The organism is Proteus sp. GOKU (genome assembly GCF_015475555.1).
In the GTDB taxonomy this organism is placed as follows: Bacteria; Pseudomonadota; Gammaproteobacteria; order Enterobacterales; family Enterobacteriaceae; genus Proteus; species Proteus mirabilis_B.
On record NZ_CP034105.1, the window covers coordinates 3,201,677 to 3,222,846 of the forward strand.

Below are 21,170 nucleotides of genomic sequence, written 5' to 3' on the forward strand. Positions count from 1 at the left end.
AAAGAATTTTTATTAAGACTTATAAATTAAAGTGCCAGACTGACCTTCAATAACTTGTTGAATATTTTGTAATGCACCAATATGAGCTTGTTGCCCTGTTGCATTAACAAAATCACTCACTGCCATAATTTTTGGTCCCATTGCGCCATCAGCGACAGCCATTGGTGCAAGTTCTTCTGGTGTTGCTTCACGAATTGCAGCTTGTTCTGGTGTACCCCAATTTTTATAAATAGCATCAGCCTCTGTTAAAATCACAAAGTGCTCTGCATTTAATTCACGAGAAATTAAAGCCGCAGTTAAATCTTTATCAATAACAGCTTCACTACCAATAAATTCATTATTTGAATTGTTGACTGGAATACCACCGCCGCCACCACAAATAACAATATGACCTTTATCTAATAAAAGTCTTACTGCCTCGATATCAATAATCTTTTTCGGTGTTGGTGATGGAACAACACGGCGATAATGTTTACCGTCTTGTTTAAATGTCCATTGATACTTAGCAATTAATTCTTCTTTATCAGCTTCATCATAAATAGGGCCAATAAATTTACTTGGGTCATTAAATGCTTCATCATTAATATCCACTGAAACTCGAGTCATTACCGTTGTAATAGCTTGTTCAGGGTTATTTTGATTAATTTTTTGCATCATCATATAACCAATCATACCTTGACTTTCTGCTACTAAGATATCCAATGGATATGCAGGAACATCTTGATACGCAAGGTTTTGTAGCGCAAGTAATCCAACTTGAGGCCCATTACCGTGTACTAATACAACACGATACTCTTTAGCTAATTTATTAATTGTCTCTGACATCAATTCAATATTTTTATATTGATTTTCAGCAGACAAAACTTCTCCGCGTTGCAATAATGCATTTCCGCCTAAAGCAATAACAATTGTTTTCATAATTATCCGTATCCGAATGTTTATATAAATTCTTTTATTAAAAAAATTAATAAATATGCTGTTGTTGTTTTTTAGCTTGGTAACCAATCCATAATCCCAGTAATGTATCCGCGCCGGAATGATGACCAATAGAGAGTATTTCCAACATATCCTTAAAAATAATCTCTTTATTCTTTATTTTTTTACCTAGTTGAATGAGATAGGTAGAAAATATTCCCTGTGTGGCATATTCCAAATAATGCTTACTGACAATAGTGGTCAATTCAGATAAAGGCGGTGTGTTATTAAAAAAATGATTAAGTTTATTTTCTGGCTCGACTAAATAATGTGCAAATAACATACCCACCAGCATATCATCTGAACTTGGTGTTAATCCGGGGCCTTTCCCTGTAAAAATAGCCCAGTTAACAGCATTGCCTAATAGCTGATTATGAAACAGCTTAGTTAATAACTTAATTTCACAGAGTTGCGCGATTTGACGGTAATTTTTCAGTGATCCATATAACCCCGTTGCAATCGCGGGTGATAACAGAGAAAAAAAACTTTCTAACCAACGCAAATCTAAATCCGCTTTATCTTGTAAGCGCAAATTCTCACTTTGACCTGCGATCAATGTGAGCTTATTTGCGAGTGTTGCTTGATGATTTTTAAGGTTCATCGCCATCGAGGGATGGCACTGTTTTGCAAAATAATCAAAGTCATCTTGTTTCAGTAACCATCCCATCGGGCTTAATCCTCTTCCTTCACGATGAAAAGTGATTAAGCGTTGTTGAGGGCAAATGAAATTCAAAGCATGGTCATAAATGCCCACACATTTAATCTCACCTTCAAAGTCAGTGATATGCTGGCTGGTTTGAAGTGCTTGAATTTGCATAATGCCCCCTTTATTGCTGCTACTTTGTCGTTAGAAAACGAGATTAAGCGTCGATACCTAGCTCTTCAGCAAGAGCAACTATCGCCTTTTCAAAGCAGCCTAAAGGTGCGCGTACAGTACCTGCACCAATCTGACCAACACCCGGCTCTTTATGTGCAATACCCGTATTAATCAGTGGAGTGATCCCTGTTTCAACAACGCGACGTGCATCTAAGCCTAAACATGCACCTTGGAAATCCCAAGTCGGAATTTGCAACATCATGTTACGAGCAAGGTAGATCTCAGCCATTTCTTCAGTCACTTCGCGCGCTGCATCCATACCACCAGATGCACCAACAAAGCGTGTTACACCAGGAGCCGCAACCATTGCTGCGCCACCAATACCAAAAGTTTCAGTGATTGCACTGTCACCGATATCTGGGTTTGCGTCTGCTTGGCTAAAACCAGAGAAGAACAGACCTTGTGGTGTATTTACTGGAGCGGTAAACCATTGGTCACCCATTCCGCTGATCTTGATACCAAAGTTGCTACCATTACGTGTCATTACAGTGACGATAGTACCTTGCTTGATTTGAGCACCAGCATCCATCGCCGCTTTACAGTAAGCCATTGCTAAGTTCAGGAAGAATTGGTCTGTAATGCTCAGGAATTTAGTCACTTTTGTGATTTCAGCTTCTTCGAAATCTAAAGTGCCTAATACTGGTGCCAGCTGACGCAGTAACAGTGCAGATGCAGCGATGTTACGTTGGTGGAATTCATCACCCATCGTAATTGCTTGACCCATAATTGCAGTCAGATCGATACCGTTTTCAAACGTTGCAATCGCTGCTTTTAATACTGGTGCTAAGCTATTTTGCATCCAATGTAAACGCTCTTGCACATCTGGGCCGTAAGCACCGAAGCGCATCACTTTACCAATACCTTCATTCATGTTGCAGTAAGCGTAGTTACCATGAATGTGGTTTTTGATAACCAGCATTGGCATATGAGCAGAAGTAATACCGCCCATTGGGCCTACTGCATTTACGTTATGGCAAGGAATAAACTCAATTTCACCTGCTTCCAACATAGCTAATGCTTGCTCTTCAGTTTCTGCCCAGCCTTCAAATAAAGAAGCGCCGATACATGCACCGCGAACAGGACCACTCATTTCGCCCCAAGTTACTGGAGGACCAGCATGAAGTAATCTTTTACCTGTTTCTAAAGCAGGAACAACTTCTTTTGCTAAGCTAACATCACACCAGTGAGGGCGGGCTTCACGGATACGTTCGATAACTGCTTCATTCGCTTGTTCGATAGTTGAGTACATATCTGCAATTCCTTATTTCAATTTCTTTAATATTTCAGCCAGTTTTTTATTGCCACCTGCGACAGGTGCCCACTGATAATGAACAACAGGGGTGCCACTTGATTGCAGATCGTCTGCAAAGCTACGTAATCCTGCGTTGATCACAGAGATCCCGTTAAGCAGTGGCGACACTTCAGCATGTGCTTCTGCTGGATGTGGCTGGATTAATTCTTTTGCTAATAAAACGGCTTCTGGCAACGTATCCATCACAATAATGCCCGCTTCTTTCAGCTGTTTTTGCTGTTCGCTACGGTTTTGTGGATCGTCTTCAGTACCAGTGATGGTTGCGATAGTGATCAGTGGATTAGCTTCGCCACGTTTCTCATTCAGTTTTTTGATTTCCTGGATTAACGCGCCGGCTGGATCTTGAGTTGCACCATAACCAATAACAAAATCAACCAGTAACACGCCAGCTTCTGTTTTATTGCTTAGCTCACTGATAAATTTGTTACGTGTAGATGGGTCAATCATTGGGTGTGGTTTACCCTGTGTATAGAAGTCATCACCCATATCGATAATTTTGTGGCCGTCTGCATCTAGCATCGTGCCTTGTTTATGCTCGTTATCGACTTCAACATTAAGTTTTTCAGATAACAACATGGCGCACTCAGCCGCTAACGTACCGCCAGCATAAAGACCAATGATTTTCTTACCTGCAACTTTTGGTAATTCTGCTGCGATATCTTCAACACGCGCTAATTCAGCCGCAATACGTGCGGTTTCATCTAAAGTACGAGTAAAATAGATATTGTCGTCTTGGAATTTCTCAGGTGTTGTTCCTAAGAATTGAGCCACAATCGGTTTATTATGGCGTTTCATTTCTGCAATGATTTTTTGACGAACAGCCGGTGCTGGTGGCTTAGAAACAAAAGCAATAACACGAGTATTAGGATCAGCTGCCAGCATATTGATAGCAGTGATTGCACTGATACCACCAATTTGCTCTGTTAAATCACGACCACCTAAACCAATTGAGTGAGAAATACCTTGGCGTTGTAAAACGATTTGAGAGGTAATTTCTTGAATACCAGTACCTGATGCGCCAACAATACCAATTGAGCCTTTCGGTGCAATGTTAGCGAAAGCAAGAGGAGCACCTGCAATATTTGCCGTACCACAGTCAGGTCCCATAACGATCAGACCTTTCGCCGCTGCTTTTTCTTTTAATGCTTTTTCATCTGCGATAGATACGTTGTCAGAGAACAGCATAACGTTACAACCATCTTCTAAACCAGTATCTGCTAGCTCAGCAGCATATTCACCAGCAATAGAGATGAGCAACATATTGGCATTAGTGCTTTTTTGTTTAGCGGTACGCCAGCTACGTACTGTCGTTAATTTGTTGCCGCCTTTTTGACCGCTTGCAATTTCTGCAAGTGCTTCTTCCAACGCAGTAGAAATCATGTCGATAATGGCTGGATCGTCTGATTCCGCTTTAATCGAAACACAAATGTCATTCGGTGTTGCTTCGTTAAACATGTCATGCCAGAAACCGGTGACATCAAGAAGAGATTTATTCGCTGGTGTTCCCATCATGACGGAAATTTCTTCCACCTCTGGGGCTTCACTTAATTTTCGGGAAATAATCATCAGGCTTACTGAATCCTGAAAGCTCCCTTTTTTAATAAAAGCATGGATCATTATGATATCCTTAACGCATTTAATATATGTAACAGCACATATCTATTTGCATTTCGTTTTTTTGATAATAAGAAGCCTATTTGCTTAAGTTATTAAGCAATATAAATAAATGTCTGATTTATTAATTTCTAATCTCTGCGTATAAACATACTGAAGAAATATCAAAATGTAGAGTGATAGAAGTCACACTTATTTATTGTAAAAAATTTTTATTTAATGGAACGATATTTATTAAATAAATTATGATGAGAAAAGTTTATTGGTTTAGGAATAAAATCAAAAACTCTAGAGGGGAATTTAACGAACAAGAAACAATCATTAAGCTATAATTTTCAAATAAAACAAAGAGAAATGATTTGTAAGTTACAATTTTATAACATACAGCAATAAATAATTATTATCAACAAATAAAAAAAGGCTATTTTTCTTTCTTAAATTTTCAAATTAACCTTTATTTTTAATTACATTTTATTTTATCAAATAACAAAAAAGCCTTGTATTTAATAAGGCTTTTAAAATAGAAAGAATATTTAATATATGACTTAAGTTACTGCTTAATTGCTTCTACTTGAATTTTTAATGTCATATTATCAGCCATCCCTTCTTTAACTAAAAAGTCCACACCCCAATCTGAACGTTTAATGGTTGTTTCAAAATCACCACCACAGACTGGCGCATTAAACACAGGGCTTTCATAACAATTAAACTTGGTTGTTGTTAATTTAACTGGCAATGTTTTTCCTTTCATCGTTAATAGCCCCTCAATGGATGTGGGTTTATTATCAGAGAAATACCATTTTGTTGAAGAAAATTGAATTGTTGGGTATTTATCTGCATCTAAGATATCGGCACTTTTCACATGATTATCAAATGCCGTTAAACCCGTATTTAATGTTTTAACTGGAATAGAAACGTTTATTTTTCCTATATTGTTTTCTGGTGAATAGGTTAAATCACCTTCAATTTCATAGAAACCACCACTGTTAGTTGAAGTCCCAAAATGATCAATATAAAACATGGCTTTAGTATGCGTTGGTTCAAGTTTATATTCATTAGCTTGTACTGCTGGCACAAGTAATAATGATGATATGATGGCAGATAAAATAAGTTTCATTATATTTTCCTAATATATTTTTATAAAAGAATGCCCATAAAGAAAATACTTTATAGGCATTTTTAAACACAGAGAATACAAAGTACAAAGAGAGTTAAAAATTAATTAACGCTGAGAATCTAAAACTTCGTTATTTTTTAATACATCTTGAGCTTTGCTATAACTTTCAATTAATAGCTGATAAGCAGGGAAAATCTGAGTATATGCTTGTGCCCATTCTGCTGCATCAGCACGGTTCCATGTTTTTTGAATTTCAGAAGCAACTGCTGCGGTATCCATCGGTACTACACCCGCTTGAACGACGCGAGCTAAGGTAATTTCTTCAGCCATTTTACTGTAAGTACCTGATGCATCAATCACTGCAAAGACTTGATAACCTTCAGCAACGGCACTAATTGCAGGGAATGCCATACAAACACTCGTAATAGTACCGGCAATAATTAATTGCTTTTTGCCTGTTGCTTTAACGGCTTCAACAAACTCTGGATTATCCCAAGCATTAATTTCACCTTTACGTGCAATATATTTCGCATGCGGTGCATTTTGGTGAATTTCAGGAATTAATGGACCATTAGGACCTTGTGGTACAGAAGCCGTTGTAATAACAGGCATGTTAGCTAATGTTGCTATTTTTGCTAATACTGAAGCACGCGCTCGTAATTCAGTCATTGGCATATCACCAACCGTTTGGAATAAACCACTTTGGTGATCAATTAATAACATAACAGCATCTTCTGGATTAATTACAGGGCGCTGACCATTAAAATTTGCTGGAGTGCTCATTTATTTATTCCTTTTAATTAATAAAGTTGATTATTAACATGATTGAAGAACAATATTAGAGAAAAACATTTTTATATTGTTTCTCTTTCGTTGTAATAAACAATAATCAATTAATTAAAAGCTCGGTAGTAGCAATTCTGATAAACACTATTCTAAAAATAGAACACTGAAACATTTTATTATTGTTCTATTTTTAGGATGATGAAACCTATTTTTGGCACTACTTAAATATATTAGTCGCTCTAAAATAGGCCCTATAGAAATTTTATAGGAACATTTTATGAAAAAGATCATAGGTATTTATAAAGCGCCTCGTCAACATTGGGTTGGTGATGGTTTTCATGTTCGCTCACTCTTTAGTTATGGTAATCATGGTAAGTATTTAAACCCATTTTTACTTTTAGATAGAGCAGGCCCTACTGATTTTCCTGCATCTCAAGGACATAATCGTGGTGTCGGTGAACACCCTCATCGTGGGTTTGAAACGGTCACTATCGTTTATAAAGGTGAAGTTGCACACCATGATTCCACCGGAGAAGGTGGCGTAATCGGCCCTGGTGACGTGCAATGGATGACCGCGGCATCAGGTATTTTACACCAAGAATATCATTCTGATGCATTTACCAAAGAAGGCGGTGTGTTAGATATGGTGCAATTGTGGGTTAATCTTCCATCTGAGGCTAAATCGGAACCTGCTGGCTATCAATTGCTAAAAGAAAGCGCGATCCCTGTACTTCCTTTAGCAGATAATGCCGGACAAATGCGCATTATTGCCGGTGATTATCACGACACACATGGCGCAGCAAAAACTTTTTCACCCGTTGACGTGTGGGACATTCAATTAAAGAGTGCAAAATCGGCCACATTACCAACGAAAAAAGATCGCTATGTTGGCTTAGTGGTTTTACATGGCAGTGTTTATCTTGATAATCAAACTCAACTACAAACAGGTGATTTGGTAATTTTAGATAATGAAGGTGGTTCAGTTAATCTTGAAGCTATTGAAGATGCGATTGTTTTATATCTCAGTGGTGAGCCTATTAATGAGCCTGTTGTAGGTTATGGCCCTTTTGTCATGAATAGCGAAGCTCAAATCAAACAAGCTATTGATGATTTTAACCAAGGTAAATTTGGTCGTATTCCTAACGAATAACACTTTTATTTCATGCAACAAACAATAAAAATCAAACGGCTCCCTTTAATATTTGGAGCCGTTTTTATATTGCACTTACTCTTTCAATGGCGACATATTATCAGCAAGGTATTCCAGCAATACCTGAATAGCAGGCAATAACCCTTTTCTTGACGGATAAACTGCATGAATAACATCTTTAGGAAAACGCCAACTTGGCAACACTTCAATTAACGAGCCGTCTTGTAGATCTTTTTCAACCACACTCAGTGGTAATCGAGTTATTCCTAATCCTTTTAGTGTTGCTTTATAAAGTGTAATAACATCGGTTGTCGCTAATTTCGGAGTCACATGTTGTGTGGAAACCGTACCATTTTCATGAGTTAAAGTAAGTGTATATTGTTGTGAGTGTTCGCTATTTGCCAAAATAGGATAGTCTGCCAGTTGTTCTGGCGAATCGGGGATCTCTTGTCCTTTAAATAATAAAGGGCTGGCGACTAGAACACGCCGAGAATAACCTAGAATTTTCATCGTTAAACCTGAATCATCTAGCGGTAATGCTCTTACTCGCAAGGCTAAATCAAGGCCTTCACTAATTACATCAACAGGACGATTAATAGCTAATATCTGGATATTAATATCCGGATATTTTTCCATAAAATCGACCAAAATATCTTGAATATAAATTTGCAATAATGCGACAGGACACGAGAGTTTAATGGTGCCATGTGGGTGCCCTTGCGCTGAACAAATAACTTCTTCTGCAATTTCAGCTTCTGAGACTACATTTTTACACTGCTGATAAAATGTCTGCCCGATTTTGGTGACATGAAATTGACGTGTAGAACGATAAATCAAAGAGACATTGAGTTTCTGTTCTAAATCAGCAATACGACGACTTAGTTTAGATTTAGGTATACCTAATGTTTCTGCTGCTTGAGAAAAACCGCCAAACTCAACGACTTTCACAAAATAGTAGAGATCATTTAAATCATACTTCATGCGTATCACCTATTAGGTTATTTCAATATTCAGCTGAATTGTTTCAGGCACCGATATTATGGCAAAAGTAATTGTAAATATTATTTACTATTATTCAGCTATTGTTAATAACATTATAATCACATAGGTTAATAAAATAAAGATGACCAAAAATAATAACACAATCTGTTATAACCTTATCAATTTAATATTATAAATGTGACATGGGATAAATTCACATACCATAATTATATTTTATTTCCACCTATCATTGGAATTGGTTTTTATTATTAAAGTTTAGTTGTAATAAAAAAATACCAATAAAAACAAAATGATAAATAGTCACATTATATTTCAATAACATTGAGTTACATAAAATCTCTTATTTTAAAATTAAGTTAATAGATAATTTTATTTTTATGACACTAATCAATGAATATTTAATAATATGTTAATAAGATCATCTTAAATAAAAATACTTATTCGCTTTATTTTTTTACTTCCGATTATTTATTTAACCTGCAACCTAATGGAATACCTGATGAATAAATTAACTCCATTACGACCCATACCTACATTAATCGCCGTTTCTATTACCCTTATTATCTGGTTTCTTATTCCCGTGCCACAAGGAGTTGACCCCAATGCTTGGCATTTATTAGCACTCTTTGTTGGAACTATCGCCGCTATTATTGGTAAAGCTCTCCCTATCGGTGCCGTTTCTATTATTGCTATCGCATTAGTTGCTGTCACTGGTGTCACTAACCCTAATTCAACTAAAGCCGCTATCGGTGATGCATTAAGTGGATTTTCCAATGATCTTATCTGGTTAATTGGTATCTCCATTATGGTCTCTATGAGTCTAAATAAAACCGGACTCGGCGCTCGAATTGGCTATTATTTTATTTCACTATTTGGCAAAAAAACCATTGGAATAGCCTATTCATTGGCTATTGCTGAAACAATATTAGCCCCTGTAACACCAAGTAATACCGCGCGTGGTGGTGGAATTATTCACCCGATTATGCGTTCAATATCAGATAGTTTTAACTCTAAAGCAGAAGATGGCACAAGTGGTAAAATAGGTCGTTATCTCTCTTTAGTGAACTACAATATAAATCCTATTACTTCTGCCATGTTTATTACGGCAACAGCTCCTAACCCACTTATCGTGAGTTTAATTATCAGTGAAACTGATCCTACACATGAGCTTAGTTGGTCTATGTGGGCAATTGCTGCGTTTGTGCCCGCCATCGTTTCATTAATTTTAATGCCTATTGTTATTTATCTACTTTATAAACCTGAAATAACCAGCACCCCAAATGCACCTCATTTTGCTAAAGAGCGTTTAGCACAATTAGGGCCTATTTCATTACCTGAAAAAATAACCCTTGCCGTCTTTGCCTTATTATTAATTATGTGGGCAGGAGTCCCTGCGTTGTTATTTGGAGATGGATTTAGCGTTAATGCGACAACGGCGGCATTTATTGGCTTATCTATTTTATTATGTACAGGTGTTTTGAATTGGGATGATATTTTAAAAAACAAAGGTGCATGGGATACCGTAGTTTGGTTCTCTGCATTAGTAATGATGGCATCCTTCTTAGGAAAATTAGGATTAATTAAATGGTTGTCACTCAGCGTAGGGGCAAGTATTGATAGTATGGGAATAAGTTGGGTCAGTGGCATGATATTACTGGTACTAATCTATGTTTATTCTCACTATTTCTTTGCCAGTACTACCGCCCATATTACCGCCATGTTTGCCGCTTTCTATGCGGCTGGTTTAGCCCTTGGCGCACCACCAATGTTATTAGGGCTTATTTTGGCGTTCTCATCTTCATTAATGATGTCATTAACACATTACGGCACTGGTACTGCGCCCATTATTTTCGGTTCCGGCTACGCCACATTGGGCGAATGGTGGAAAACAGGATTTGTGATGAGTGTCGTTAACCTTATCGTTTGGATAACCCTTGGTAGTGTATGGTGGAAAGTACTGGGATATTGGTAAGGTTTTAATAGTTTAATTTTAAATAAAAAAGAGCAAGGGGCCCCCTTGCTCTGATTTAATATCGGAGTTTTTTTGAATATTTTTATAGAATTAAAATATTACGATTAATTTGAAAACCACTTCTTATTAATCTTAGTCAGCAACATTCTTATCTGGCATATAAGAGCCAATATTATAGGCTTCTAATTTTGGTGCTTTATCAGAATTAAGATCAAAATTAAATATCGTTATTGTGCCCGGTGTTGCGGGTAATAAAAACTCAGGTGACAGATTTAAGAATACTTTGCAGGCTGCACGAATAACACCACTATGCACAACCGCTAATAAATCACTGTCTTCTTTATGTACCCAGCCTTGTAATGCTGCACCAATGCGATCACAAAAATCAAACCAATTTTCGCCTTTAGGTGGTGTATATGTTCCTGCTCGCCAATTTTTGTATTTATCTGCATGATGTCTTATGAGTTCTGGTTTTCGCTGCCCCGTCCATTCCCCCATATTTAATTCACGCAATAATGGCTCTTTAACTGCTTCAGGATGACCAACAATTTCTGCGGTTTGTACTGTTCGCCCTAAATCTGACGTAATAATCCTAGCGGGTGATAACAATTTAATACTCTCTTTTATCGCCATTGCTTGGTTAATGCCTTTTGGTGATAAACAAGAATTAGCATGTCCTTGTAAGCGTGATTCCATATTCCATAAGGTTTCACCGTGTCTTAATAAAATTAGTCTCATTATTATTCCTTAATTTAATGGTTTAAAGACCATATCCAAGAATTTGGAACCAAGTGAATATCGCAATAGAAATTACCGACGCACCGACAAAGCAGGTAATTAATCCATATTTCATTTGCTCTAACACACTAAAGTAGCCGCTTGAGAAATAGATAGTATTTACTTTCGAATGTGGTGGTAAGGTAATGGTATAAGTCAGTGTAAATGACGCAGCTAATGCCAATGTAACCGGATCCATGCCCAATGTTTTAGCAAGTGCAATAATGGCTGGAATTAAGATGGTTGTTTTTACTGTTTTACTGGTAAAAATTAAATGGCTATACATGCAGATAAAGACAACCACAATATAAACCATTGTAGTGCTCATATTTTCTAGCCCAAGTCCATAAACCATCTTACCAATTAGCCATTGTGCGCCTTCTGTAGATTCTAAGGTATTACCTGCCGCATAAGCACCTGCTGCAAATATCATTAGATCCCATTTGATATTGGCTTCATTCCACGTTAATAAGCCAATACGAGGCATCAGACAGAGAATGGCAGCAATAACAGCTGTCATATAAACACTAATTTTGAAACCAAACATATCTTGGTGATAGCTTTCGGTTGCCCATAAGAACACTGCCATTAAAAAGATATACATGGCTTTTTTCTCATTCTTAGTTAATGCACCAAGTTGAGAACGTTCTTTTTTTAATTTCTCTAGTGAACCTTCAAAATCCACTTCCCCTTTAAAAGAGAATAGTTTTAATCCAATAAAAAAGGAGATAGTCATACCAACAATAGCTAATGGGAAAGAGGCAATTAGCCAATCCATATAACCAATAGAACCGCCAGCTTGTGAATTGATAAATCCAACCGCAATAATATTAGCGGCAGTACCCGTCATTACACCGGATGTTGCCAAAGCATCAGCTTGTACACCTTGTAACATCATTAATTTCCCGTAATTACTTTTTCCGGGAATTGCCTTATGTATCTCTAATAAGATCATACAAATAGGCACCATTAATGTCGCGCGTGCAGTCGTTGAAGGAACAAAGAAAACTAAACTGAAGTTAATTAAAATAAGGACAAATAACGCTTTTTTGGGTGTTTGCCCAAATTTGGTGATCATCCATAAAGCAAAGCGTCTGGCAATATTCGATTTGATCATGGCGGACGTTAAAACAAATGCAGAAACCATCAGCCAAATAACGTCATAACCTAATGTACCGAAAACCACTTTCTCTTTTGCGACAGTTCCCGTTATTGGAAGTAAAACAATAACGAGCATTGAGGTTAAATAAATGGGTAAAGAACCACATACCCATAAAATTAACGCAGCACAAAAAATAGCAATGGCTTTTTGCCCTTCAATACTTAATCCATCTGGTGTTGGCATAAAAAATAAAACGAGCAATACCAATAAAGCTAAAGGTATTCCTATTGTTTTTAAGGTTATTTTCTTACCGTTTTGTTTTGGTGATGATGGCGCTGGTTTAGCGATGTCATCTCGCTTCGCAGTCTTTTCCATAACCGATTCCTCTTAATGTGTAGGGTAGGAAGTCCAGTATAGAAATATTGAGGTATAAAGATAATTGTATTAATATATTATAACTATAAAAATAATTTATGGTGTTAATATGAATTTAAGCCAACTTGATGCTTTTCTACTACTTGCCAACGGTTTTAATGTTACTGAAACCGCAGAACGCCTATTCTGCACTCAACCCAGTGTGAGTATTAAAATCAGAAAACTGGAAGAAGAATTGCAAACAACGTTGTTTGAAAGGATCAATAATCGGCTTTATTTAACCCCCCAAGGTAAGGTTTATCAGCAGTACGCAACCCAGATTATTAATTTAGTAAAATCCTCTTCTGAGCATATGCGACAATTTGATGATCCCTCTAAAGGTGAAATTAAGTTTGGCGCTAGCCATTTTGTTGGCGTTTATCTATTACCTCAAATTATGGCGCAGTTTAGAGAGCAATATCCCGATGTGAAATTAAGCATGGATATTTCAAGCTCAACACAACTTATCCGTAAGCTTGATACCCAAGAATTAGAATTTTTGATCATGTCTGATCATATCTATTTAGATCCGACGGAATATCATCTTGATACCTTTCTTATCGATCCCTTAGTACTTATTTGTTCACCTGAACATTGGCTGGCAAAAGAGAAACATTGCAGATTTTCTGATATCGCATCAGAGGTTTTTCTGATCAAACCCGAGCACTCTGCTACCCGTGATTTTTTATTAGATAGGATCCAAGAAAATAATAAAGAACTTAAAAATGTGATGGAAATAAATAGCTTAGAAGGAATAAAGCAGGGGGTTATTCACGGTTTAGGGATCTCAATTTTATCTCGTTTATCTATCATGCAAGAATTAAAATTAGGTCTTTTATGTGAAATTGCATTTGATGATATTCAGTTTAGCCGAGGTATTCGCTACTTTTATCATAAAGAAAAGTATATCTCTCCAGCCACCAAGAATTTTTTATCTATCTTACAATCTCAAGCTCAAATTTTAACGAAAGATATTAATAATTAAATTTATTAGCTGAATTCTTAGCCCTATTATTTTAAGGATATCAGCGTATCAATATCCTCATTAAATCGTTATTATACTCACGTTTATCTCATTCTATTTGCTATTGTTTAAAAGGATTTTATGCGCAGAACACTCTCGTCTTATCACCCTATTCTTTATACTTTGAGAGTGGCACAGCGTCGTTTATTTCGTTCTCTTAGTTGGCGCTTTTCAGGCCGAAAATACAGCAGAGATGTTCAACCAGAACAACGGCTTTCTTACCGTTATTTAAAACACACATCTAAATTAATTAGTCGTCGTGGCGAAAGTGATATTCAATTACAATACAATAAAATAACGAATCTTAAATTAGTTGAAAAAGCGTTAGATGGCGTAGTGATAAAACCGGGAGAATATTTCTCTTTTTGTTATTTAGTCGGTAAGCCTAGCTATAAAAGAGGCTTTATTGATGGTATGCAGCTTTCCTATGGTGAAGCAAGAAAAGGTGTAGGCGGTGGAATTTGTCAGGCGAGTAATTTAATACATTGGTTAGCACTACATTCTGAATTACAAGTGATTGAAAAAGCAAATCATAGTTTTGATCCCTTTCCTGATGAAGGACGAGTACTTCCTTTTGGCTCAGGAGCTGCTATTTTTTATAACTATGTAGATTTAGTCTTATATAATCCAACGCCTTATGATTACCAAATAAGATTACATGTTGCTGAACATCAGTTAGAAGGCGAACTCCTTTGTAGCGAAGCAAGGGAATATCGTTATCATATTTATGAGAAGTCTTCTTCTTTTATCAAAAAGGGAGAGCATGTATATCGCTGTAATGAAATTTGGCGAGATATTTACACTAAAAACAATGTGGGTGCTTTTCCTCAATTAATTACATCAGAATTACTTTATGAAAATAGTGTGATCGTGAAATATGATATTTCAGATGAACAACTAAGTTAATTTACTTAAATATATCTTTATTACTCGATTAAAATATTAATTTAATATTCTAACTTTATCTTCTTATTCTGAATAAATAATGATATCCCTCTTAAAATTAAGAATGCCTTAAATCGGAGTGTTCTTTTTATCTTAAGCTCCTTGAGTTATCAAATAGAAACCTTATGTACTTATTATGGTCAAAAAATGGTGATTATGTTTCTATTTAATAGGTCATATAATGATGATAAAAATTGATTATCCACAAAAATTAGAAGTTGGTGATATCGTATTTACGTGTATTGGTACCTCTTTATTTCGTCAAATTTCCTCAGCTTCTTTATGCTGGAGTAATCATGTTGGCATTATTATTGGTCATAATGGTGAGGATTATTTAGTTGCCGAAAGCCGAGTTCCACTTTCAACCACAACCACATTAACTCGATTTATTAACCGCTCTGCGGGCAAACGTTATGCAATACGCCGGCTATCAACACAACTCTCTGATGAACAAAAAAATGCACTTGTTGCACAAGTTCCTGAAAGATTAAATAAGCTTTACCATACAGGTTTTAAATACGATTCTTCCCGCCAGTTTTGCTCTAAATTTGTTTTTGATATTTATAAATCAGCACTCTCTATTCGTGTGGGTGAAATAGAAACATTCCAAGAATTATTAAGCAAAAATCCTAATGCCAAATTACAATTTTGGAAATTATGGTTTATTGGGCAAATACCTTGGGAAAGGACCACTGTCACTCCAGCAAGTTTATGGCAACATCCACACTTATCTTTAGTTTATCAAAGCCATGAAAATATTAATTAATACAAAGCATTATCGTTATAAAGAATAGAGAAAGAAATAGCATTTACGATATTATTCATTGATAAAAATCCGAATAATAATCAAACCCTCTCTTTGTAATAGAGAGGGTTTTGGTGTAAAACTAAAAAACAATGTTTTGTAAATATAACTTAATTACTATTCATCTATTATTCGTCATTTAGGGATCACTATGAAATACCAAGATGTTACGAAATCACCCTGTGAGAATGCTTATTTTTTAGTTTTTAACCTCACCCATTCATCTGAAAACCGCGATACTCTGATCGATTTTTGTAATAATTTTTCTGGCCTGATACGTAGTATAAGAACACGTTTTCCTGAATTGGAAACAAGCTGTGTAATGGGATTCGGTGCAAATGCATGGACTGTGTTATTTCCCAATCAGCCTAAACCTAAAGAATTAAATACCTTTAAAGAAATTAAGGGTGATACTTATACTGCGGTTTCTACTCCGGGCGATCTTTTTTTCCATATTCGAGCGCTCAAAGTTTCAGCCTGTTACGAATTAGCATCTATCATCAGCCAAAAGCTAAAGAATATTGTTACGCCTGTTGATGAAGTTCATGGATTTAGATATTTTGACGGACGTTCTATTATTGGTTTTGTCGATGGAACTGAAAACCCAGAGTATGAAGATGAACGGGCTTCTTATGCCGTAATTGGTGATGAAGATCCTGAATTTACAGGTGGCAGTTACGCCTTTGTACAAAAATATATACACGATATGGAAGCATGGGAAAAGCAGCCTCTTATCGAACAAGAAAAAGTCATTGGTAGACATAAATTTAATGATGTGGAATTAACCGATGAAGAAAAAGAGCCCGGTTCACACAATGTTGTCACCAATATTCAAGATGAGAACGGTGAAGATTTAAAAATTGTCAGAGCCAATATGCCTTTTTCCAATCCATCTAAAAATGAATATGGTACTTACTTTATTGGTTATGCACGTTATTTTTCAACGACTAACCGTATGTTAGAAAATATGTTTGCAGGCACACCTGAAGGGCATACGGATAAATTACTTAAATTCAGCACCCCTGTAACGGGTACATTATTCTTTGTTCCATCCCCCGAATTTCTGGATGATCTAGCATAATTCCTATTACAAGTAGATATATAGGGCGGTATTTATATATCTACTTTTTATTCTCAGATAGCAGTTCTATTTCTTGGTTTATCTTGTTCAATAACAATTCAAAATTAGAGTAAACCTGCCCATAATCATCGATATATTTCCATCCATACCAATAATTTACTCCTATTTTATAAGAGGCATCAAATACGTTATTTAATAGTTTAGCAATTTCTTCATTAAGTCCTGGTTCTTTATAAGAATGAACTTTCACACCAATATAAATATTCGAACTATCTTTTTCGATAGCAACAGAAAATTTATTTTTATTATAATCGATTAAAACACCAATATACTTTTCATTTATCTCACAGTTGTCATCTGAAAATTCTAACTGAGGATAACCATTTTTTATTTTATTTCCCCATAAAGTAAAAACTCTTTCTATTTCTCTAATTAAGAGAGTATTTAAGTTTTTTCTTAATGATTCTGTATCATTAATGATCTTTTTTATTTCATCAATTCCGTCATCAACGTAATTATCAGATACATTTATTGCATTAAGAATATAGTCATTTATTTCATCATTCATTTTATTTTTTTCTTTTTCATATTTATTTAGAAATTTAATTTTCAGGCTATCTTTATATTGATACACAAAAGAATCAAAAACTTTATTGTTTTTATTTATCTGAGGGTAAACATCTTTTTCTAACCACATTAATATTTCACATTCAAATGAAGAAAGTTTAAAATAAACCTTATTACTCTCTTTATACTTACCAAGACTCTCAGGCAGGTAACCTTCTTTTTTATATCCCGTTAAATATAAAACAAAAATATTCTCTTCTTTATACCCATCAGAGATAAATTTTTCAATATATCTTTCTAATTGTCGTTCTTGATCTGGCGCATTACAAACTTTACTTTCTATTATAATTGCATAAAATCCATCTTCAATACTAATATCAACTCGATTCTTTTCTGTTTTAATTTTTAGTTCTTTATAATTAAAGATAATTTCTTTCTTTAAAACCCGTTTTAAAAAAGAAGGGATAAATTTATACTCATTACCTTTTTTATTATTTAATATTTTCTTTAAAATAATACTATGCTTATTTTCATTAATATTAAGAACATCGACTAAATTAGTAGAGCATAAAAGATTATCTTCTAATTCATCATATTTTAAAACCGTATTTCTTGCTAAATTTATGATGGCTAAGTATTTGTTTTTTAATGATCCATCACAAAAATCTCCCTGTTTATCAAAATCAGTCATATACCCTCTTAAGAAAAAACCATCATAACGATGGTTTTTTATCTGAATCAATTACAAACCAAATACGTTAACGTAAAACTCTTTGCCGTCATCTGTACTTTCAATGGTATAAGTGATCGGAATCGAGTTTTTACCGCCTTTGCCTTCAAAAGAAAGTTCAGCAGCACATGAGTAAGTATCTCTCTTCTCATCATGTTCACGTGTACGTACGCTTTCTACTTTGATCTTAATTTGATCGATCACAGCAGCCATTTTTTGATCACGTAATTCATCTTTTGTAATATCAACCACTAAGTTCTTTGCTTCAGTGCTATCACAATTAGGTGTTGCATCACCACATCCCACTAACGGTAACGCTAATGCACCTAATAAAGCTAATTTTAGAATTCTAGTTTTCATGCTGGTTATTTCTTCCTTGCTCGCGAGATAAAATAAATTTTTCAATATTTTACCTAATAATAATCTCGCAACAATATAGAGCAATAACAGTTAGAATAAGATAACGATAGAGATTAATATTTTGGCGTTAAGGAAAACATTAAGTAAAACCTACAGACTTTAACCCCAATATTAATGTGCTTCGATTTCTTGTTTGTTAATCACACCAATAATATCAACACGAATATTCCGCGTATCAGCTCTTCCTTTATCATCCACTGCACGAATACGATAGCGACCACTCTCTTTGGGATACCATTCTATTGAGCGCTGATTTGTACTATTTCCTAGATAAGCATCATCCACAAACCAATAAATAATATTGCTGTCATTATCCGTTGTTGCATTAAATACAATTGACGTATTTGGTGATGAAGTACGCCTTAAAGTATAAGTGGTATTACGTAATGGTGATAATATACGAGGAGGCATTCCTGTAATAGCCATATCTCCATTTTTACAGTGGGCAGTAGAAGGTGGTGTTCGCTTTGGTAACCCAGCTTGAGCAAATACTTTAGCTAAATCAGAAGGCCAATATTCAAAAACTTCAATTTTGACCTGATCTTCATTATATGGAGGACAAGCAACCTCTCCCGTCGCTTTATCAATTGCTAAAGGACGATAAATTGTATCAACTTTAATTGGTGATTTACCCGGAATAAACCATGTTTTACCTTTCCGTTGACACCATGGCGTAGGTAAATTACCACTCGCCAAACAAATATCGACTTGCTTAATATTTTCAGGAAGCTTAAATCTAGGCTCATTTAAATTCGGATAGTCTGCAACAATATTATCTATGATATTAAAAAATAGAGGTGCTGCTGCTTCAGCCCCAATTAACGCACTATTCCCTTTACCATCAAAATTACCGATCCAAACAACTAAAACATAAGGCCCAAAAATTCCACTACTCCATGCATCTCGAAATCCCCAAGATGTACCAGTTTTCCAATAAACGGGTAGTGTCATTGATTTTTGCGCCAAAGTATCATCAGGTCTTCGATGTTGACTTAACATATCCAACGTAATAAAACTCGCTTCTTCACTTAATAACGGAATAGGCTTAGCAATAGCATCTGTACTTTGCATTCTTAACGGTTTAAGTTGACCTCGATTGGCTAATATTGCATAGAGCTTCGCTAATTCTTGTACTGTAATTTCACCGCCCCCTAATACCAGAGATAGTCCATAATGTCTTTCACTCGCCATATTGCTGATACCCGACATTTGTAGAAACTGGTAAAGCGTTGGTTTTTTCAGTTGAGAGGCTATCGACACAGCGGGAATATTTCGGCTGTAATTTAACGCTTGAGTGGCAGAAATAGGTCCTAAAAAGCGTAAATCAAAGTTTTCTGGTGCGTAGCTACCAAAGGTAGAAGGCACATCTTTTAAAATTGTTCGAGGATGTAAAATGCCTTGCTCTATCCCTAATGCATAGATAAAAGGCTTTAATGTTGAACCTGGTGAACGCTTTGCATTAGTACCATTAACTTGCCCATGAATATCAGCATTATAATAATCAGCCGAACCAACTAACGCTTTAACGCCCATATCTCGTGTATCAACAAGGATCACCGAGGCATTTTTAACACCAAGATGTTTATTTCGTTCAATAAACGCATCAACTTGTTTTTCAACTAGTTTTTGTAATGGAAGATCAATCGTTGTAACTATAGTTGTAAGTTTTCTTGGATTAAACTTTTCCTGTTTTTCAATTTGCTCGACTAGATGGGGGGCTATATAAGGTATTTTTTCAGGCTGGCGTAGCCGAAGCGGTAATTGAAACAGTGCAGATAAATCGGCATCTTTAGGATGTTCTTCCAGCCAATAATCATAAAGCTGATTACGCGTTTTCATTAAAGAAAGACTAATACCATCACTATTTGGCTCGATTCGGTAACTCGGTGATTGAGGTAATACGGCAAGTGTTAACGCTTCAGGTAACGTTAATTCTTTAGGATTTTTATTAAAGTAAATCAGGCTCGCAGCACCAACACTTTCTATATTTCGCCCATAAGGTGCATAGTTGAAATAAGCTTCTAAAATATCATGTTTTGAATAACTGAGTTCTAATTGAATAGCGCGTAATACCTGAACAAATTTGCCTCCTACTGTACGTGTATTTAATTGCCAATGCATGCGAGCCAGTTGCATGGTGATCGTTGAACCACCTTGTAATCGCTCACCATAAACATAACTGACAAAAAAGCCTCGAATTAAACTGTAAGGATTAAATCCAACATGATAATAGAACCAGCGATCTTCATATCGCATAGCGCTATCTACCATCAAGGGCGAAATATCGTCTAAATCCGTCCACAATCGATAACGTTCATCATTAGCGAGTGTTAAACGCAGTAAATTTCCATTGCTATCATAGTAGGCAGTTGAAGATAAAAAGCCTTCTGATAGTGCTGGATGTGGAAAAAGACGAAATCCTACACAAAAGAGGGCGACTAAAAAGCCACCCATCAATATGTTTTGTAAAACTCGCTTGCTTCTCGTCATTCTAAAAAAA

Annotated in this window: 18 protein-coding genes; 6 read left to right on the top strand and 12 right to left on the bottom strand. The window is 35.7% G+C overall.

All coding sequences use genetic code 11. The features are described 5' to 3' along the window. Positions 1-12: 12 nt before the first annotated feature. The 6 genes from EHE21_RS14750 to EHE21_RS14775 all read right to left on the bottom strand — a co-directional run bounded on the left by EHE21_RS14750 (position 13) and on the right by EHE21_RS14775 (position 6,678). On the bottom strand, positions 13-918 hold the full coding sequence (locus EHE21_RS14750) for a carbamate kinase (RefSeq protein ID WP_088494756.1): 906 nt from the start codon (positions 916-918) through the stop codon (positions 13-15). A gap of 46 nt (positions 919-964) precedes the next feature. Further along, entirely contained in the window at positions 965-1,792 is an 828-nt protein-coding gene (locus EHE21_RS14755) for a DUF2877 domain-containing protein (RefSeq protein WP_194951085.1), read from the bottom strand. A 43-nt stretch (positions 1,793-1,835) separates the two neighbouring features. Next, positions 1,836-3,101, bottom strand: coding sequence for a DUF1116 domain-containing protein (locus EHE21_RS14760; RefSeq protein ID WP_194951086.1), 1,266 nt, complete (start codon positions 3,099-3,101; stop codon positions 1,836-1,838). Between the two features lie 12 nt (positions 3,102-3,113). Next, a complete protein-coding gene (locus tag EHE21_RS14765; RefSeq protein ID WP_088494754.1) occupies positions 3,114-4,781 on the bottom strand; it encodes an acyl-CoA synthetase FdrA in 1,668 nt (555 codons plus the stop codon). Between the two features lie 547 nt (positions 4,782-5,328). Further along, positions 5,329-5,895 (bottom strand): YceI family protein, encoded by a 567-nt coding sequence (locus EHE21_RS14770; protein ID WP_088494753.1) that lies wholly within the window; start codon positions 5,893-5,895, stop codon positions 5,329-5,331. A gap of 105 nt (positions 5,896-6,000) precedes the next feature. Next, entirely contained in the window at positions 6,001-6,678 is a 678-nt protein-coding gene (locus tag EHE21_RS14775) for a hydrolase (RefSeq protein WP_088494752.1), read from the bottom strand. 280 nt (positions 6,679-6,958) lie between these two features. On the opposite strand from EHE21_RS14775, the gene EHE21_RS14780 reads away from it, so the two are divergent. Further along, the gene (locus EHE21_RS14780; protein WP_194951087.1) at positions 6,959-7,831 is read left to right on the top strand and encodes a pirin family protein; all 873 of its coding nucleotides are present in this window, start codon (positions 6,959-6,961) and stop codon (positions 7,829-7,831) included. A gap of 75 nt (positions 7,832-7,906) precedes the next feature. Here the strand turns inward: EHE21_RS14780 and EHE21_RS14785 are convergent, their stop codons facing one another. Beyond that, positions 7,907-8,812 carry a LysR substrate-binding domain-containing protein gene (locus EHE21_RS14785; protein ID WP_088494750.1) on the bottom strand — a complete coding sequence of 302 codons (906 nt, stop codon included), beginning with the start codon at positions 8,810-8,812 and terminating at the stop codon, positions 7,907-7,909. A 520-nt stretch (positions 8,813-9,332) separates the two neighbouring features. Here EHE21_RS14785 and EHE21_RS14790 point away from each other — a divergent pair. Continuing rightward, a complete protein-coding gene (locus tag EHE21_RS14790; RefSeq protein WP_109395419.1) occupies positions 9,333-10,805 on the top strand; it encodes an anion permease in 1,473 nt (490 codons plus the stop codon). 132 nt (positions 10,806-10,937) lie between these two features. On the opposite strand, the gene EHE21_RS14795 is transcribed toward EHE21_RS14790, so the two are convergent. Then, positions 10,938-11,543 (bottom strand): histidine phosphatase family protein, encoded by a 606-nt coding sequence (locus EHE21_RS14795; RefSeq protein WP_075674356.1) that lies wholly within the window; start codon positions 11,541-11,543, stop codon positions 10,938-10,940. 22 nt (positions 11,544-11,565) lie between these two features. Beyond that, complete coding sequence (locus EHE21_RS14800) at positions 11,566-13,059, bottom strand: SLC13 family permease (RefSeq protein ID WP_098942054.1); 1,494 nt, start codon at positions 13,057-13,059, stop codon at positions 11,566-11,568. Positions 13,060-13,168: 109 nt separating this feature from the next. On the opposite strand from EHE21_RS14800, the gene EHE21_RS14805 reads away from it, so the two are divergent. The 4 genes from EHE21_RS14805 to EHE21_RS14820 all read left to right on the top strand — a co-directional run bounded on the left by EHE21_RS14805 (position 13,169) and on the right by EHE21_RS14820 (position 16,953). Continuing rightward, on the top strand, positions 13,169-14,083 hold the full coding sequence (locus EHE21_RS14805) for a LysR family transcriptional regulator (RefSeq protein WP_194951088.1): 915 nt from the start codon (positions 13,169-13,171) through the stop codon (positions 14,081-14,083). A gap of 120 nt (positions 14,084-14,203) precedes the next feature. Beyond that, positions 14,204-15,028, top strand: coding sequence for a VanW family protein (locus EHE21_RS14810; protein ID WP_194951089.1), 825 nt, complete (start codon positions 14,204-14,206; stop codon positions 15,026-15,028). A gap of 226 nt (positions 15,029-15,254) precedes the next feature. Next, positions 15,255-15,833: a YebB family permuted papain-like enzyme gene (locus EHE21_RS14815; RefSeq protein WP_194952682.1), complete on the top strand. Its 579-nt coding sequence runs from the start codon at positions 15,255-15,257 to the stop codon at positions 15,831-15,833. A 190-nt stretch (positions 15,834-16,023) separates the two neighbouring features. Continuing rightward, a complete protein-coding gene (locus EHE21_RS14820; protein WP_194951090.1) occupies positions 16,024-16,953 on the top strand; it encodes a Dyp-type peroxidase in 930 nt (309 codons plus the stop codon). Positions 16,954-16,993: 40 nt separating this feature from the next. On the opposite strand, the gene EHE21_RS14825 is transcribed toward EHE21_RS14820, so the two are convergent. The 3 genes from EHE21_RS14825 to pbpC form a co-directional block, all read right to left on the bottom strand. Beyond that, positions 16,994-18,211 (bottom strand): PD-(D/E)XK nuclease family protein, encoded by a 1,218-nt coding sequence (locus EHE21_RS14825; RefSeq protein WP_194951091.1) that lies wholly within the window; start codon positions 18,209-18,211, stop codon positions 16,994-16,996. Positions 18,212-18,262: 51 nt separating this feature from the next. Continuing rightward, entirely contained in the window at positions 18,263-18,610 is a 348-nt protein-coding gene (locus EHE21_RS14830; protein WP_088494739.1) for a hypothetical protein, read from the bottom strand. A gap of 171 nt (positions 18,611-18,781) precedes the next feature. Beyond that, positions 18,782-21,160: a penicillin-binding protein 1C gene (gene pbpC / locus EHE21_RS14835; protein WP_194951092.1), complete on the bottom strand. Its 2,379-nt coding sequence runs from the start codon at positions 21,158-21,160 to the stop codon at positions 18,782-18,784. Positions 21,161-21,170 lie beyond the last annotated feature (10 nt).

What these genes read in the sequence shown, in the direction of transcription:
- EHE21_RS14800 (WP_098942054.1), bottom strand. Translation starts at nt 13,059, where the DNA reads ATGGAAAAGACTGCGAAGCGAGATGACATCGCTAAACCAGCGCCATCA.
- EHE21_RS14805 (WP_194951088.1), top strand. Translation starts at nt 13,169, where the DNA reads ATGAATTTAAGCCAACTTGATGCTTTTCTACTACTTGCCAACGGTTTT.
- EHE21_RS14830 (WP_088494739.1), bottom strand. Translation starts at nt 18,610, where the DNA reads ATGAAAACTAGAATTCTAAAATTAGCTTTATTAGGTGCATTAGCGTTA.
- EHE21_RS14750 (WP_088494756.1), bottom strand. Translation starts at nt 918, where the DNA reads ATGAAAACAATTGTTATTGCTTTAGGCGGAAATGCATTATTGCAACGC.
- EHE21_RS14790 (WP_109395419.1), top strand. Translation starts at nt 9,333, where the DNA reads ATGAATAAATTAACTCCATTACGACCCATACCTACATTAATCGCCGTT.
- EHE21_RS14770 (WP_088494753.1), bottom strand. Translation starts at nt 5,895, where the DNA reads ATGAAACTTATTTTATCTGCCATCATATCATCATTATTACTTGTGCCA.
- EHE21_RS14785 (WP_088494750.1), bottom strand. Translation starts at nt 8,812, where the DNA reads ATGAAGTATGATTTAAATGATCTCTACTATTTTGTGAAAGTCGTTGAG.
- EHE21_RS14825 (WP_194951091.1), bottom strand. Translation starts at nt 18,211, where the DNA reads ATGACTGATTTTGATAAACAGGGAGATTTTTGTGATGGATCATTAAAA.
- EHE21_RS14775 (WP_088494752.1), bottom strand. Translation starts at nt 6,678, where the DNA reads ATGAGCACTCCAGCAAATTTTAATGGTCAGCGCCCTGTAATTAATCCA.
- EHE21_RS14795 (WP_075674356.1), bottom strand. Translation starts at nt 11,543, where the DNA reads ATGAGACTAATTTTATTAAGACACGGTGAAACCTTATGGAATATGGAA.
- EHE21_RS14780 (WP_194951087.1), top strand. Translation starts at nt 6,959, where the DNA reads ATGAAAAAGATCATAGGTATTTATAAAGCGCCTCGTCAACATTGGGTT.
- EHE21_RS14765 (WP_088494754.1), bottom strand. Translation starts at nt 4,781, where the DNA reads ATGATCCATGCTTTTATTAAAAAAGGGAGCTTTCAGGATTCAGTAAGC.
- EHE21_RS14810 (WP_194951089.1), top strand. Translation starts at nt 14,204, where the DNA reads ATGCGCAGAACACTCTCGTCTTATCACCCTATTCTTTATACTTTGAGA.
- EHE21_RS14755 (WP_194951085.1), bottom strand. Translation starts at nt 1,792, where the DNA reads ATGCAAATTCAAGCACTTCAAACCAGCCAGCATATCACTGACTTTGAA.
- pbpC (WP_194951092.1), bottom strand. Translation starts at nt 21,160, where the DNA reads ATGACGAGAAGCAAGCGAGTTTTACAAAACATATTGATGGGTGGCTTT.
- EHE21_RS14820 (WP_194951090.1), top strand. Translation starts at nt 16,024, where the DNA reads ATGAAATACCAAGATGTTACGAAATCACCCTGTGAGAATGCTTATTTT.
- EHE21_RS14760 (WP_194951086.1), bottom strand. Translation starts at nt 3,101, where the DNA reads ATGTACTCAACTATCGAACAAGCGAATGAAGCAGTTATCGAACGTATC.